At 69.3% G+C, this 15,002-nt stretch carries 15 protein-coding genes and 2 tRNA genes; 14 read left to right on the plus strand and 3 right to left on the minus strand.

Annotation, left to right across the window (positions count from 1 at the left end):
* Nucleotides 1–39 precede the first annotated feature (39 nt).
* The 3 genes from ABD901_RS48870 to ABD901_RS48880 all read left to right on the plus strand — a co-directional run bounded on the left by ABD901_RS48870 (nucleotide 40) and on the right by ABD901_RS48880 (nucleotide 1,916).
* Nucleotides 40–438 carry a YciI family protein gene (locus tag ABD901_RS48870; RefSeq protein ID WP_345139668.1) on the plus strand — a complete coding sequence of 133 codons (399 nt, stop codon included), beginning with the start codon at nucleotides 40–42 and terminating at the stop codon, nucleotides 436–438.
* Nucleotides 438–1,643, plus strand: a complete 1,206-nt coding sequence (locus ABD901_RS48875; RefSeq protein WP_345139613.1) for an RNA polymerase sigma factor — start codon at nucleotides 438–440, stop codon at nucleotides 1,641–1,643. Before ABD901_RS48870 ends, ABD901_RS48875 begins: the two co-directional genes overlap by 1 nt.
* Before the next feature lie 93 nt (nucleotides 1,644–1,736).
* Nucleotides 1,737–1,916: a hypothetical protein gene (locus ABD901_RS48880; RefSeq protein ID WP_345139616.1), complete on the plus strand. Its 180-nt coding sequence runs from the start codon at nucleotides 1,737–1,739 to the stop codon at nucleotides 1,914–1,916.
* Here the strand turns inward: ABD901_RS48880 and ABD901_RS48885 are convergent.
* On the minus strand, nucleotides 1,875–2,507 hold the full coding sequence (locus tag ABD901_RS48885; RefSeq protein ID WP_345139619.1) for an SAM-dependent methyltransferase: 633 nt from the start codon (nucleotides 2,505–2,507) through the stop codon (nucleotides 1,875–1,877). The two genes, ABD901_RS48880 and ABD901_RS48885, sit on opposite strands and share 42 nt — an antisense overlap.
* Before the next feature lie 28 nt (nucleotides 2,508–2,535).
* Nucleotides 2,536–4,500 (minus strand): glycosyltransferase family 2 protein, encoded by a 1,965-nt coding sequence (locus ABD901_RS48890; RefSeq protein WP_345139622.1) that lies wholly within the window; start codon nucleotides 4,498–4,500, stop codon nucleotides 2,536–2,538.
* 142 nt (nucleotides 4,501–4,642) lie between these two features.
* Here ABD901_RS48890 and ABD901_RS48895 point away from each other — a divergent pair, with 142 nt between their 5' ends.
* From ABD901_RS48895 to ABD901_RS48910, 4 genes are all read left to right on the plus strand, one after another.
* A complete protein-coding gene (locus ABD901_RS48895; protein WP_345139625.1) occupies nucleotides 4,643–5,725 on the plus strand; it encodes a glycoside hydrolase family 6 protein in 1,083 nt (360 codons plus the stop codon).
* Between the two features lie 94 nt (nucleotides 5,726–5,819).
* On the plus strand, nucleotides 5,820–6,515 hold the full coding sequence (locus ABD901_RS48900; RefSeq protein ID WP_345139627.1) for a GntR family transcriptional regulator: 696 nt from the start codon (nucleotides 5,820–5,822) through the stop codon (nucleotides 6,513–6,515).
* Nucleotides 6,516–6,703: 188 nt separating this feature from the next.
* On the plus strand, nucleotides 6,704–6,910 hold the full coding sequence (locus ABD901_RS48905) for an Arc family DNA-binding protein (RefSeq protein ID WP_345139630.1): 207 nt from the start codon (nucleotides 6,704–6,706) through the stop codon (nucleotides 6,908–6,910).
* The gene (locus tag ABD901_RS48910; protein WP_345139632.1) at nucleotides 6,907–7,293 is read left to right on the plus strand and encodes a type II toxin-antitoxin system death-on-curing family toxin; all 387 of its coding nucleotides are present in this window, start codon (nucleotides 6,907–6,909) and stop codon (nucleotides 7,291–7,293) included. The genes ABD901_RS48905 and ABD901_RS48910 overlap by 4 nt, the downstream gene beginning before the upstream one ends.
* A 400-nt stretch (nucleotides 7,294–7,693) precedes the next feature.
* On the opposite strand, the gene ABD901_RS48915 is transcribed toward ABD901_RS48910, so the two are convergent.
* A tRNA-Gly gene (locus ABD901_RS48915) sits at nucleotides 7,694–7,764 on the minus strand.
* A 145-nt stretch (nucleotides 7,765–7,909) separates the two neighbouring features.
* On the opposite strand from ABD901_RS48915, the gene ABD901_RS48920 reads away from it, so the two are divergent.
* The 7 genes from ABD901_RS48920 (at nucleotide 7,910) to ABD901_RS48950 (ending at nucleotide 14,302) form a co-directional block, all read left to right on the plus strand.
* Nucleotides 7,910–7,983: transfer RNA gene (locus tag ABD901_RS48920), tRNA-Pro, on the plus strand.
* A 64-nt stretch (nucleotides 7,984–8,047) separates the two neighbouring features.
* Complete coding sequence (gene tig / locus ABD901_RS48925) at nucleotides 8,048–9,418, plus strand: trigger factor (RefSeq protein WP_345139635.1); 1,371 nt, start codon at nucleotides 8,048–8,050, stop codon at nucleotides 9,416–9,418.
* Nucleotides 9,419–9,549: 131 nt separating this feature from the next.
* Nucleotides 9,550–10,200 (plus strand): ATP-dependent Clp protease proteolytic subunit, encoded by a 651-nt coding sequence (locus tag ABD901_RS48930; protein ID WP_345139638.1) that lies wholly within the window; start codon nucleotides 9,550–9,552, stop codon nucleotides 10,198–10,200.
* A gap of 14 nt (nucleotides 10,201–10,214) precedes the next feature.
* Nucleotides 10,215–10,874 (plus strand): ATP-dependent Clp protease proteolytic subunit, encoded by a 660-nt coding sequence (locus tag ABD901_RS48935; RefSeq protein WP_345139641.1) that lies wholly within the window; start codon nucleotides 10,215–10,217, stop codon nucleotides 10,872–10,874.
* 284 nt (nucleotides 10,875–11,158) lie between these two features.
* Complete coding sequence (gene clpX, locus ABD901_RS48940; protein WP_345139645.1) at nucleotides 11,159–12,457, plus strand: ATP-dependent Clp protease ATP-binding subunit ClpX; 1,299 nt, start codon at nucleotides 11,159–11,161, stop codon at nucleotides 12,455–12,457.
* Nucleotides 12,458–12,657: 200 nt separating this feature from the next.
* The gene (locus tag ABD901_RS48945) at nucleotides 12,658–13,491 is read left to right on the plus strand and encodes an EamA family transporter (RefSeq protein WP_345139647.1); all 834 of its coding nucleotides are present in this window, start codon (nucleotides 12,658–12,660) and stop codon (nucleotides 13,489–13,491) included.
* A gap of 16 nt (nucleotides 13,492–13,507) precedes the next feature.
* Entirely contained in the window at nucleotides 13,508–14,302 is a 795-nt protein-coding gene (locus tag ABD901_RS48950; RefSeq protein ID WP_345139650.1) for a carbon-nitrogen hydrolase family protein, read from the plus strand.
* The last annotated feature ends 700 nt before the right edge of the window (nucleotides 14,303–15,002 follow it).

Raw genomic sequence — 15,002 nt, forward strand, 5'->3', positions numbered from 1 at the left:
AGTTCGTCCGAACCGGAAGAGGGGCCGACCGTGAAGTACATGATCCTGAGCTACGCCTCCCAGCGCGACTACAACGCGATGGCGGGTGAGCCCGGCCAGACGCCGTGGAAGCCGGAGGACTTCGCCGCGATGGCCGAGTTCATGACCGCGTTCAACCGCGAGCTGGAGGAGTCCGGCGAGCTCGTCGAGACCCGCGGCCTGGACGCGCCCGTGCACACCCGCCGCGTCGGCGGCTCGCCCGCCGTCGTCACCGACGGGCCCTACGCCGAGACCCAGGAGGTCCTGGCCGGCTACTGGATCGTCGAGTGCGACAGCTTCGACCGGGCCACCGCGATCGCGTTGCGCCTCGGCGAGTGCCCGGGGCCGCCGGAGATCGCCGCCGCCGCGTACGCCGACGTGCGCCCGATCGTCGAGTCCTCCGGCGAGCTGGGTTTCTGATGCCGGCGGTCGAGGACCTGCTGCGCGAGCTGGCGCCGCAGGTCCTCGGCGCGGTGGTGCGCCGCTACGGGCACTTCGATGCCGCCGAGGACGCCGTGCAGGAGGCGCTGCTGGCCGCCGCGCGGCAGTGGCCGGACGACCCGCCGCGGGACCCGCGCGCGTGGCTCATCGCCGTGGCCGCCCGCCGCCTCACCGACCTGCTGCGTGCCGAGCAGGCCCGGCGCCGCCGCGAGGAGGCGGTCTTCCGGCTCGACCCGGACGCCCCGCCGGCGGCCGCGGACACCGACGACAGCCTCGTGCTGCTGTTCATGTGCTGCCACCCCGCGCTGAAGCCCGAGGCGCAGATCGCGCTCACGCTGCGGGCCGTCGGCGGGCTCACGACGGCCGAGGTGGCCCGCGCCTTCCTCGTGCCCGAGGACGCGATGACCCGCCGGATCACCCGCGCCAAGCAGCGCATCCGCGCGGACGGCCGGCCCTTCGCGCTGCCGCCCCCGGCGGATCGTCAAGAGCGTCTGGCAGCGGTACTCCATGTGCTGTACCTGATGTTCAACGAGGGCTACACGGCCACTCGCGGCGCCGACCTGCACCGCCCCGACCTGGCCGCGGAGGCCGTCCGGCTCGCCCGGCTGGCCCATCGCCTGCTACCGGACTCCGGCGAGGCGGCCGGCCTGCTCGCGCTCATGCTGCTCACCGACGCCCGCCGGGAGGCGCGCACCGCCGCCGACGGCTCGCTGGTGCCGATGGCCGAGCAGGACCGGACCCGCTGGAACCGCGCCCAGATCGACGAGGGCGTCGCGCTGATCACCGCGACCCTGCCGCGCGGCGTTCCCGGGCCCTATCAGCTGCAGGCCGCCATCGCCGCGGTACACGACGAGGCGCCGACCGCCGAGAGCACCGACTGGCCGCAGATCGTCGCCCTCTACGAGCTGCTCATGCGCCGCGCGCCCGGCCCGGTGGTCGCGCTCAACCACGCGGTGGCGGTGACCATGGCCCGCGGCCCCGCCGAGGGCCTGCCCCTGCTCGACGCTCTCACCACGCTGGAGTCCGACCACCGCCTGCACGCCGTTCGCGGCCACCTGCTGGAGATGTCCGGCGACGCCGCCGGCGCGCGCGCCTCCTACCTGCGGGCCGCGGCCGTGGCCGGCACGCTCCCGCAGCGCCGCTACCTCAACGCCAGGGCCGCGGCGCTGGGAGAAACCGGATGATCGGGCACGGCCGGGCAGGTTCCCGACGTTTCCGCAGGTCAATTCCTTGATCACGCCTTGTTTCGCACGTATGTTCGACTAGGCTTGGCGGGCATGGAGATCAACACTTGCCAGGCAACGAAGACCACCACAACGGCCACCGGCGACGTCGAGGTCCGCTGCGCCAAGCCCGCCGGCCATCGCGACGCCCAGCATGAGGCGAAGCTCGGCGTCTTCCCGATCCGCTGGAGCTCAGCCGTGGACGACGAACGTGAACAGCCGCTGCTCGGTTAAGGGGCGCGGCGGCGCGACCAGCTCGTGCACCCCGACACCGATGGTCAGCCCGGCCGGCGCGTCGAACGCGACCTCGCGGAAGCCCGCCTCGGCGAACCAGTCGCGGATCCGCGGCGTCGCGTCCGGCGTGCCGCGGTGGCGGGTCCAGATCACCCGCGCGCCCGGCTCGGCGAGCTCCGGCAGCGCGTGGATCGTCCTGCGGATGTCCTCGTCGCTGATGTTGCCGAAGACGCCGCACATGAGCACGACACCGGCCGGCACCGCGCCCGCGTAGGGCGCGGTCACCCCGGCGTCGGCCTCGACGACCTCAAGCCCGGACAGGCCGGCCGCCGCGAGCCGCTCCCGGGCGCCGGCGGCGTTCACCGGGTCGAGCTCGATCAGCCGGCCGGTCACGTCGCCGCGGCGGGGGTGCCCGCGCAGGGCCTGCGCCACGTCGTGGCCCTGCCCGGCGCACGCGCTGACCAGCCGGACGGTGCCGGCCGGGCGGGACTCGACCGCCCTCGCCACGTGCCCGGCCACCAGGCCGAGCCGGACCGACAGCGAAGAGCCCGGCACGTCGTAGTCCTCGTGCCAGCGAACCCATGCATCCATGGGCCGACCCTAGCCGCCTGATCGACGCTTATTCGTCCCGATACTCGATCCGCGGCGCCCGCCGCTGGGACGGCACATCGTTGACCTTCGGCATGATGATCGTCGCGCCGACGTCCTCGAGCTGCCCCGAACCGCGCGAGGCCAGGCGCTCCTTCAACAGCGCGCTGGGGATCTCCATCGTGATGTCGCCGGCGTGCTCCGGGGTGCCGGCCTGCGGCACCACGGCGGGTCGGCGCCAGCCGTCGGCCTGGCGCTCCAGCGCGGCCGCGCTGGCCTGGTCGCGCACCAGCCGGGCGTCCAGCCGCCACAGGACCAGCGGCAACAGGCACACCACGAGCGCCACGCACGGCCACAGCAGCGACGCCGGCGCCGCGTAGTCGCGCACGAACGACACCACGATCGCGGCCACCAGCAGCACCACCCAGCCCAGATGGTTGCGGAACGTGCGCAGCCCGTCGCGGGTGCTGCTCGAGCCCTTCGGCGTCACCACGAAGCGCGCCGGGCGGCGGAAGACGGTGCTGAGCAGCTGCACGGCGTAGATGGGAGCGGCGATGATCGACATCAGCATGCCCTTGATGCCGCGGGAGTCGGGCGGCTCGTAGGGGCTCACGTTGTACTGCCGGTTGCTGATGTAGAGCCAGAGTGAGAAGGCGGTGGCGTCGGTGTACAACGCGAACCACAGCTGCGGCGAGATCGTCATGCCGCTGACGCCCAGGCCCAGGAACAGGATGGCGTTGACGATGCCCAGCAGCCAGCCGATCGCCATCGACGGGTAGAAGGTCGTGATCAGCGTGTAGTGCAGCATGCCGCCCGGCGACAGCCGCCAGAAGCGCCGCCAGTAGGTGCGCAGGAGGATCTCGAACGTGCCGCGCGACCAGCGCCGCTGCTGGCTGAAGTAGTCGTTCCAGCTCGACGGGCCCTCGCCGGCCGACACCACGTCCGGGGTGTACACCGACTTCCACCGCCGCCCGGTCTCCGGGTTGCGCGTGGTGTGCAGCATCAGCCCGGTCGCCATGTCCTCGGTGATCGAGTCGCTGAGCCCGCCGATGCTGCGCAGGGCCGAGATCCGGATCGCGTTGTTGGTGCCGACCAGCATCGACGTGCCGTAGCGGTTCGCCGCCCGCTGGATCACGCTGTGGAACGGGAACTGCTGCGACTCGGCGGCGCGGGTCACGAACGCCTCGCCGTTCTTGTAGCACTGCGGTCCGATCGCGTACGCCACGTCGGGGTCGCGGAAGTAGCCGACGATCCGCTCGGCGAAGTTGGCCAGCGGCACGTGGTCGGGGTCGACGGCGAGCAGCACGTCGTAGTCGTCGCCGTGCGCGTCCACCCACGCGTTGTAGTTGCCGTGCTTGGTCCGCGCCCGGAACGGCCCCTTCGGCCGGTTGTACCGGCGGATCCCGTTGCGCGTGAAGTGCCGGATGCCCAGCTCCTCGCACATGGCCTTGACGTCGTCGTCGTCGCCCTCGTCGAGCAGCCAGATGTCGAACACCCCGCGGTGGCGGATGCGCTTGGCGGCCCGCAGCGTGTCGCGCACGACCGCGATCGGCTCCTTGCTGGGCACGATCGTGGTCAGGAACGCCAGCCGCAGCTTCGGGTCGGGCGTCACCGGCACCGGGTCGCGCGCGGTCATGGAGGCCAGCGACAGCGACAGCACGTTGACCAGCCGCAGCAGCTCGACGATCGCGATGCTGCAGATGACGAACACGTTGGCGATCCCGGCCGCCTCGGCGATCGGCCCCGGGTTGGTCTGCGCGAAGTGCGCCGGCTGGAGCAGCCAGACGCAGAAGATGACCTCGAAGCAGATGTTGAAGACCGCGATCAGGACCGACCCGACGACGCGGCGCCGCCCGTCGACCTTGCGCTGCGCGCGGTAACGGACCCGATACGGTTTCCCGGCGGGCGGAGGGTTCAGCGGGCCGGCGAGGCGGCTATAGCTCTCCAACCGCGCCCAGGACCGCCCGAACACCGGGATCTCGAATGGCTCCGTCACGGGATCCTCTCGCTGCGTGACCTTGCTGATGCAGGTTTCCCCGGCCCTGACCGCCACAGAGCATAGGCCAAAGCCGGGTTGCCGACATCGGCGGTGATGCTGGTAACCCGGTCCGGGTGATGCGCCGGGGTACCCTCCCGTGGTGGCGAACGCGGTGGCGGGTGGCGGGGCGCGTGCGGCGGTGATGCTCGCCCTGACGCTGGGCGGACTCGGCCTGGTGTCCGGCTGCGGCAAGGAGGACCCGCCCGAGCCGTCGGCCGCCGCGAGCTACCGCAACTGTGCGCCCGCCTCCGCCGGCGCACAGGCCGCGGCGCCGGCCAACCCGCTCGCCGGCCGCCCCCTGTTCGTCGACCCCAACGGCCCGGCCGTCCTGCAGGTCGAGCGCTGGACCGGCCAGCAGCGCGCCGCCGACGCCGCATCCTTGCGCAAGATCGCCGACCGCCCCGCCGCGCTGTGGATCAGCGACGGCCCCGGCACCGTCGGCGCCCGCGTGGACGCGGTGCTGACCTGCGCGGCGACGCAGGGCCAGCTGCCGGTCCTGGTGGCGTACAACATCCCGAACCGCGACTGCGGGAAGTACTCGTCCGGCGGCGCCGCATCACCGGACGAGTACAAGGCGTGGATCCGCGCCTTCGCCGGCGGCGTGCGCAACCGCCCGGTCGCCGTCATCCTCGAACCGGACGCGATCGCGCATGCGGTCGAGGGCTGCGAGACCGAGTCGCGCTACTCCCTGCTCTCCGACGCTGTCGCCGTGCTCAAGGCGACCGGGTCGGCCGCGGTGTACCTCGACGCCGGCAACCCGCGCTGGATCACCGACGTGCGCACGGTCGCGACGGCGCTGCAGCGCTCCGGCATCGACGGCGCCGACGGCTTCGCCCTGAACGTCGCAAACTTCATCACGACGCCGGAGAACGTCGCGTACGGCAAACAGGTCTCCGACGCCACGCCGGGCAAACCCCATTTCGTCATCGACACCAGCCGCAACGGCGCCGGCCCGGTGGACGGCACCGGCGACGAGATCGACGGCGGCCCGCGCTGGTGCAACCCGCCGGGCCGCCTGCTCGGCGCGGCCCCCACGACGACGAACACCGGCGACACCCGCGTCGACGCCCTGCTGTGGATCAAGCGCCCCGGCGAGTCCGACGGCACCTGCCGCGCCGGCGAACCCCCGGCCGGCCAGTGGTGGCCCGAATACGCTCTGGACCTCGCCCAGCGATCCCATTGATAACGTTGTTGGGAACGGGATCGACGGGGACGGTTTGCGGTCGGTAGGCTTTTGAATGCGGTTCGCAGCCGTCTTTCGAGAGGTTGCCGCAGCCGTGTCGCCGAAGTACGCCGAGATCGTTGTTGCTCTGCAGAGTCGTATCGACCGCGAGTTATATGCCGTCGGAGAACTCCTGCCCAGCGAAGCCCAACTCACCGAGGAGTTCCGCACCTCCCGCTCCACCGTTGTCCGTGCGCTGCGGTACCTGCGACGGCAAGGCTGGTTACGCGGAGTCCAAGGGAAAGGCCGCATCGTCCTCGGGCGGCCCGCCGCGAGTCTCACCGCGCTGCCGCTTCGAGCCCGCTATCTCCTGCAGCCCGATCAGCGGGCCTCGCTCGTCGGGGAACGGCGGGTGGTGGCCTCGCCGCGCATCGCCGCGGCGCTGAACCAGGCAACGGGGGCCTCGCTCCTGGCCGCGCGATATCTGCTCACCGCCGACGATTCGAGGCCGGTCGGAATGAGCACCGTGTTCGTGTCGACCGCTCTGACGGACAAGGTCGACGTGTCCTGCGACGGCGGGCTGGTGCCGTACATAGAACGGCGCAACGGAATCACCGCGCACCGGGTCATCGAGCGGGTCGGGGCGCGCGCCGCCACCGAGGCCGAGATCGTCACCCTCGCACTACGGGAGCGGCGGCACGTGGCGGTATGTCTGATTACCGTGCTCGATGCCGCCAGCTCGCCGTTCCTGGCGGTGGACGCGGTGCTGTCACGGGAAAGCCCGGATCTGCTCGCGATCTACGACCTGTAGGTCTTTTCTCGGACGCGAAGGCGCCCCTGGTAGTAGCGGCGAAGCGGTACTTGCCCTGGTCGCCCCGCCGGACACGTTGACGAGGGGACGCTCGGCGTCCAGGACGGTCGCGATGCGGCTGTTCGCGTTAATCCACCAAGCCAACCGGCGTGGTAGACGGACTCATACGAAAGTCCTACGATTTTCCTATGACGACCACGACGGTAACGCTGCCGGACGAGCTGCACGCCAGTCTCAAGAGGGTTGCTGAGGCGGAGCACCGTTCAGCAAACGCCACCATCATCGTTGCTGTCGAACAGTACGTCCGTGCCCGCGACAAGCGGGCCGCTGTCGGAGCGATCGCTGCGGAAGTTGCCGAGCGCCACAGGGAGTTGCTGGACAGGCTTGCCCAGTGACCGTCTACCTCGATGTCGACGATTTGCTCGTCATCGCCGCAGCCGTGATCGGAAGTCCGGCCAAGGTTCGCGATTACGGCCTGCTCTCATCGGCCGCCGCGAGGCCGCAGACGAATGTCTTCGGCCAGGAGGCATACCCCGATCCGGCCAGCAAGACCGCCGCGTTGCTGCACTCACTGTGCGCGAATCATGCCTTGATCGACGGGAACAAGCGGCTGGCGTGGGCTTCGGCAGTGACGTTCGTCGTCTTGAACACCGGCTCAGGCGTGCCGGACGTGAACGTCGATGATGCCGAGGCCATGATGCTTGCGGTTGCGCAGGGCAACCTCCTTGAGGTGTCCGACATCGCTGCTGATCTGCGTCGCCTCGGCGTCGTCAACTGAAACTCAGCTGTGCAACTGCGGTTGGTCCGTGTTTCAGCCGGGCTTCAGGCGGCGTCGGTGGCGGGGACAAACAGCAGGTCGCCGGCACGCAGTACATCCGACGCTGCATAAGCCAGAAGACCTCGGGCATCGGCTCTCGCTGCGACCCGCCGCCGACGGCGGATGGTTCGGGCTAGACCAGCGCCGGCGATGCGGCGACTGGGAGCGGATGAGCCACAGTAGGACTTTCTGGGTGTTTTCGAGCCGACCGTGGACAAGTGGCACGAGTGAGGCTCTGCGAGTACACCCGCCGCTTCTGAAACCGAGGACTCGTGGGTCGCTGGGCACTCCGCCGCGGGTTTTGAGGGGGATCGGGTGGAGCGAAGCTCCCCCGGGCGAGCGCAGCGGCCAGCAGACACAGAGCGGGCGAGGAGAATCGAACTCCCACCGTCAGTTTGGAAGACTGAAGCTCTGCCATTGAGCTACGCCCGCATGGTCGGCCGTGTGTGGCGACCGGGGTCAAGAGTAGCGGGTTCCGACCACCGGTGCTTCGGGCGGGGGGTCCACAGTGTGCGATACCGGCATACCGAGGGGCGCGCCGCCCGAGCGAGCGCATACACTAGCCGACGCACACCACCGGGGTGTAGCGCAGTTTGGTAGCGCACTCGCTTTGGGAGCGAGGGGCCGTGGGTTCAAATCCCGCCACCCCGACCGGGAACAAGTCAAACGCGCAAGCCCCAAGACCATCAGCCGTAGCAATGAGGGAGAAAGTTCTGTGAAGAGCACCGTCGAGACCCTGAGCCCGACTCGCGTGCGGCTCGAAATCGAGGTGCCGTTCGCCGAGCTGGAGCCGAGTCTCAAGAAGGCTTACCGCGAGATCGGCTCGCAGGTCAACATCCCCGGGTTCCGTCGTGGCAAGGTGCCCACGGCGGTCATCGACCAGCGGGTGGGGCGCGGTGCGGTCCTCAACGAGGCCGTGCAGGAGGTCATCCCGACGCAGATTCTCGCCGCGGTGCGCGAGCACGAGGTGAAGACGCTCGGGCGGCCCGAGGTCGAGATCACCGAGTTCGCCGACGGGCAGCCGCTGAAGTTCACGGCCGAGGTGGATGTGCGGCCGGCGATCACGCTGCCGGACCTGGATGCGATCGAGGTCACCGTCGACGCGCTGGTCGTCAGCGACGAGGACGTCGAGGAGCAGCTCAAGGGGCTGCGGGACCGGTTCGCGACGCTGAAGACGGTCGAGCGCACGGCGCTGGTCGGCGACTACGTCCAGATCGACCTGGAGGCGACCGTCGACGGCGAGGAGGTGCCGGGCGGCAGCGCCACCAACGTGTCTCACGAGGTGGGCAGCGGGCAGCTGGTGCCGGGGCTGGACGACGTGCTGGTGGGCATGGGTGCCGGCGACTCGACGACGTTCACGACCCAGCTGGTCGGCGGCGAGCACGAAGGCCGCGACGCCGAGGTGGCGGTGAGCGTGAAGTCGGTCAAGGACAAGCAGCTGCCGGAGCTCGACGACGAGTTCGCCCAGCTCGCGAGCGAGTTCGACACGCTGGACGAGCTGAAGGAAGACCTGCGCACGCGGCTCACCCGGGTGAAGCGGATGGAGCAGCTGTACTCGGCCCGTGACCTCGCTCTCAAGGCCGTGATCGACGCGACCGACGTGCCCGCGCCCGAGGGCGTGGTGAAGGACGAGGTCGAGTCGCGCAAGGAGTCGATGAACGACCAGCTGCAGCGCATCGGCGCGTCGTTCGAGGACTACCTGCAGACCGAGGGCAAGACCGAGGAGGAGATGGACGCCGAGCTCAACGAGGCGGCCGTCGAGGGCGTGAAGGTGCAGCTGGTGCTCGACACCCTGGCCGACGCCGAGGACATCCAGGTCAGCGACGACGAGTTCGGTCACGAGATCGTGCACCGGGCGCAGCGTGCCGGCATGGGGCCCCAGCAGTACTACGACCAGCTGGTGCAGGCCGGCGTGGCCGGCGCCGTGTTCGGCGACGTGCGCCGCGGCAAGGCCCTTGGGCTGGTGCTCGAGCGGGTGAAGATCGTGGACAGCGACGGCACCTCCCTCAGCCTGGATGACCTTCGGGGTGCGGTCGAGGACCACGAGGGTCACGATCACGGCGACCACGAGGGTCACAACCACTAACGTTGTAGGCCGGGGCAAAAGCCCCGGCCTTCACCACGGTGCGCTCATAGCGAAATGCGGTCAGCATGGGAAGCTGCCGCAGCCCGCACCGGTTAGGGTCGGCAAGTACAAGACTCTTGCGAAGGGCTGCCATGACCGACCTGCATATTCCAGCGTCGCCAGTCAGTGCCGCGCCCAACGGGCGCGGTCGGGGCGCGGACACGAGCCTGACGCTCGACGACTCGGTGTTCAACCGGCTGCTCAAGGAACGGATCATCTTCCTGGGCAGCGAGGTCAACGACCAGGTCGCCAACCGGATCTGCGCCCAGATGCTGCTGCTCGCCGCAGAGGACGAGGAGCGCGACATTTGGCTGTACATCAACTCGCCCGGTGGCTCCGTCTACTCGGGCATGGCGATCTACGACATCATGCAGTTCGTCACCAACGACGTGGCGACTGTTGCGATGGGCATGGCCGCCTCCATGGGCCAGCTGCTGCTGTGCGCCGGTGCGCCGGGCAAGCGCATGGCCCTGCCGCACGCGCGGATCATGATGCACCAGCCGTCCGGCGGCATCGGGGGCACGGCCTCCGACATTGCCATCCAGGCCGAGCAAATGCTCTACACGAAGCGCATGTTCCAGGAGCGCGTGGCGTTCCACACGGGGCAGGGGCTCGAGCAGATCGAGGCCGACTCCGACCGTGACCGCTGGTTCACCGCCGAAGAGGCGCGGGACTACGGCTTCATCGACAAGGTGATCACCGGGGCCCAGCAGGCTCCGGAAGGCGCCGGAACACTGGCCTGAGGAGCGAGGAAGCCATGACCGACCTGAGCCTGCCGCCGGCGCTGCGCGAGGTGCACAACCGCTACATCCTGCCGTCGTACGTCGAGCGGACGTCCTACGGCATCAAGGAGACCAACCCGTACAACAAGCTGTTCGAGGACCGGATCATCTTCCTCGGCGTGCAGATCGACGACGCGTCGGCCAACGACGTGATGGCGCAGCTGCTGACGCTGGAGAGCAACGAGCCGGACCGGGACATCATCGTGTACATCAACTCGCCCGGCGGCTCGTTCACGGCCATGACGGCGATCTACGACACGATGCTCTACGTGCGGCCCGACATCCAGACGGTCTGCCTGGGCCAGGCGGCCAGCGCGGCCGCGGTGCTGCTCTCGGCCGGCACGCCCGGCAAGCGCCTCGCGCTGCCCAACTCGCGGATCATCATCCACCAGCCGGCCACCGAGGGTGGCTACGGGCAGGGCTCGGACATCGAGATCCAGGCGCGCGAGATCATGCGGATGCGCACGCAGCTGGAGGAGATGGTGTCGCGCCACACCGGCCAGCCCATCGACAAGGTCCGCAAGGACATCGACCGGGACAAGATCCTGACGGCCGAGGAGGCCAAGGAGTACGGCCTGGTTGACAACATCCTGGTCAGCCGCAAGAAGTCCGCGCTGGTGGCGTCGAGCAGTTGATCCACGCGTAGCACGACCCTCATCGGCTCGCCCAACCTCGGGGTTCGGCGAGCCGATGAGGTTACCGGCGAGTCGCATCGGTGTGCAGGCGCGACGTAAAACCGGTGGTCAGCGGGCCTGCGACGCGCCGTCGGGCGCCCGGCTAAAAGACACCCCCGCGTAGGGGGTCGGAATACGGGCGCCCACCAGGTAACGTCGAGGCAGAAGCCAGCGTGGCCACAACCGCACGCGGTAGAGAGATGCGATCCGGACGTAGGGTCCGGCCGAAGGCAGGGAGATCGTAGGTGGCACGGATCGGCGACGGCGGCGACCTACTGAAGTGCTCCTTCTGTGGCAAATCGCAGAAGCAGGTGAAGAAGCTGATCGCCGGACCCGGCGTCTACATCTGCGACGAATGCATCGATCTCTGCAACGAGATCATCGAGGAAGAGCTGGCGGAGTCGGGCGACGTCAAGTTCGACGAGCTGCCCAAGCCGATGGAGATCTGCGCCTTCCTCGACCAGTACGTCGTCGGTCAGGACCAGGCCAAGAAGGCCCTCGCGGTGGCGGTCTACAACCACTACAAGCGGGTCCAGGCCGAGTCCGGCAGCAGCTCCGGCGGCGACGGCGTCGAGCTCGCCAAGTCCAACATCCTGCTGATCGGCCCCACGGGCTGCGGCAAGACGCACCTGGCCCAGACGCTCGCGCGCATGCTCAACGTGCCGTTCGCGATCGCCGACGCCACCGCGCTGACCGAGGCGGGATACGTCGGCGAGGACGTCGAGAACATCCTGCTGAAGCTGATCCAGGCCGCCGACTACGACATCCGCCGCGCCGAGACCGGCATCGTCTACATCGACGAGGTCGACAAGATCGCGCGCAAGTCGGAGAACCCGTCGATCACCCGGGACGTCTCCGGCGAGGGCGTGCAGCAGGCGCTGCTGAAGATCATCGAGGGTACGGTCGCCAACGTGCCGCCGCAGGGCGGGCGCAAGCACCCGCACCAGGAGTTCATCCAGATCGACACGTCCAACGTGCTGTTCATCTGCGGCGGCGCCTTCGCCGGCCTGGACCGCATCGTCCAGCAGCGCGTCGGCAAGGGCGGCACCGGCTTCGGCGCCAACCTGCGCTCGATCACCGACCGGACCGCCGACGACGCCTTCGGCGACGTCATGCCGGAGGACATGCTCAAGTTCGGCCTGATCCCCGAGTTCATCGGGCGCCTGCCGGTCATCACGAGCGTCAAGAGCCTCGACCGCGACGCGCTGGTCAAGATCCTCACCGAGCCGCGCAACGCGCTCGTCCGGCAGTACCAGCGGCTGTTCGAGCTCGACGGCGTCGAGCTGGAGTTCGCGCCCGAGGCCCTCGAGTCGATCGCCGACCAGGCCATCCTGCGCGGCACCGGCGCCCGCGGCCTGCGGGCGATCATGGAGGAGGTTCTCCTCTCCGTGATGTACGAGGTGCCGAGCAACCCGAACATCGCCCGCGTGCTGATCACTCGCGAGGTCGTCCTCGAGAAGGTCATCCCGACGATCGTCCCGCGGGACCTGGCCGCGCACCGCGCCGGCCGCCGCCGCGCGGACCGCGAGGAAAAGTCGGCCTGACCGCCGCCACTACGAATCCCCGGCCGACTCGGCCGGGGATTTCGTCGTCAGGGGACGTGGCGCGGCACCATCCTCCAGCTGAGCGTGATCGCGACACTGCGGAATCCTGGCCGGGCTGACCAGGGAATTCGTTGTCGGAGCGTGTCGCGGCGACGGAACAATTCGCGACATCGGCTTGTCGCTGCGGATATCGTTGCCGCGTGCTGTTCTTGCTGTGTGCCGCCGCGTCCGCCCTCGTCTGGGGAGCGGGTGACTTCGCGGGCGGCAAGGCGAGCCAGCGCGCCGACTCGTTCGTCGTGGCGCTCGTCGCCGAGACCGTCGGCATCCCGCTCGTCGCCGCCTGGCTGCTGATCTCGGGGACGGGTCTGCCGAGCGCCGCCGACCTGGCGTGGGGTGCCGCCTCCGGAATCGTCGGCAACGCCGGGCTGGTGATCTTCTACCGGGCGCTCGCCGGCGGGGCGATGTCCGTCGTGGCGCCGTTGACGGCGACGACGACTGCCGCGGTACCGCTGCTGCTCGGGCTCTTCCTCGATCGTCTTCCGTCGGCGCTCGCCCTCGGCGGGGCCGTGCTGGCAGTGGCCGCCATCACCCTCGTCAGCGCCGGCCCGCGCGACGGGTCACACGCCTCGCGTGCGCTGGTGGGCCTGGCCCTGCTGTCCGGAGTCCTGTTCGGCGGGTACTTCACGCTCATCGCACAGACCTCCGACGCCTCCGGCATGTGGCCACTGCTGGCGGGCCGGGTGGCGGGCGTGAGCGGACTGCTCGTGGCCATGCGCGCGCTTCGCGTTCCGGTGACTGTTTCGCGCCGCACATTTATCCTCAGTGGTACCGCGGGAGCCTTCGACGTCGCCGCCAACGCCCTCTATCTGTTCGCGGTCCGCCACGGGGTGCTCAGCGTCGCCGCGCCGCTCGCCTCGCTCTACCCGGTGTCGACCGTCGTGCTCGCCTTGGCCGTCGACCGCGAGCGGATGCGCCCGTTGCAGATCACCGGGCTGGGCCTCGCCGCGTTGGCCCTCGTGCTCACCGCGGGCTGAACGTAGGCTGGCTCGTATGCGCGTAGCGGTGTGTCAGCTCAACGCCCGTGACGACCGGGCCGAGAACCTCCGGGTGGCCCGAACGCTGCTGCAGCGGGCGGCCGACGGGGGCGCCGACCTGGCGGTGCTGCCGGAGTATGTCGATTATCTCGGCCGCGCGCACTCCGCGCCGAAGCCCGAGCCCGTCGACGGCGAGTTCGCAGCCTTCTTCGCCGACGCCGCGCACGAGCTCGGGATGTGGGTGCACGCCGGTTCGTTCCACGAGGCCGGGCCGGACGCCGAGCACACCTACAACACCACCCTCGTCTTCGATCGCTCCGGCGCGCTCGCCGCGACGTATCGAAAGATCCACCTCTACGACGTCGAGATCCCCGGGCGCGTCTCTTACCAGGAGTCGGCGACGGTCGCCCCAGGCGCATCGACGGCGATCGCCGAGGTCGAGCGCGTCCGACTCGGGCTGTCGATCTGCTATGACCTGAGGTTTCCCGAGTTGTACCGCAGGCTGGCGATCGACGGCGCGAACGTCCTCGTCGTGCCGGCCGCGTTCATGCTGCACACGGGCCGGGACCACTGGGAGGTCCTGCTGCGCGCCCGGGCCATCGAGAACCAGTGCTACGTGCTCGCCGCCGGGCAGATCGGCAACCACGACCCCGACCGCACGTGCTTCGGGCGCAGCATGGTCGTCGACCCGTGGGGCACGGTGATCGCGCAGGCACCGGATGTGGTCGGCGTGACCTTCGCCGAACTGGACCTCGAACGCCTCGCGGAGATCCGGGAGACGCTGCCGAGCCTCGCCAACCGGCGGATTTGACGCGGGCAGCGCGGGGTCCGTATGGTTCTCCAGGTCCGAGGGGCTGGGCGGAAACAACCAGTTTGTCGGGTTAGTACCGAACCGGTAGGTGCGAACGCCGATTTGGCGGTCGCGAAGCCGACCGGGTAAGGTACTCCAGCCGGTGGGGAACCGGGCGGGCTCGCAAGAGCCGGCCGTCCCACCGAAATCCCGAGCAGACCTCCCGCCGGAAACGGCGCGGTTGGCGCGCGCGGGAGAAACGGTTCAGACGGTCGACAAGCGGAAATCGCGACCTTGACAGGACGGATCGGGCTGGTAAGGTTGTAAAGCCGGTAGCGAGCCGGGCGGGCATGAGAGATTCAATGCCGGCCGGTGCGACCGGATCTCCCGAAACAAGATCGCCGGAGACGGCGTCCTTGCTATGCTCGGGAAACCGCTCGAAGTGCGAAGGTTCGGACACGGACTTGACAACGGCGAGCGAGCTGGTAAAGTAGAGAAGTTGCCCCGGATGAGGCTAGCGAGCGATCGCGACCCTCGGCGGTGTGTGTTGGTTGTTTGAGAACTCAACAGGGTGCTTGTTAAGCCAGTGCCAAATGATTATTACCCCGTGGCACGGGCCCCGTTTGTGGGGTTGCGTGTCTGGGATTCCTTTGGTGACAACATGTTTGTTGCCGGGTGATTTGCTCACCAATTAGGTTTTGTTGGAGAGTTTGATCCTGGC

The sequence above is a fragment of the Dactylosporangium darangshiense genome, from assembly GCF_039537565.1.
Taxonomy (GTDB): Bacteria; Actinomycetota; Actinomycetes; order Mycobacteriales; family Micromonosporaceae; genus Dactylosporangium; species Dactylosporangium darangshiense.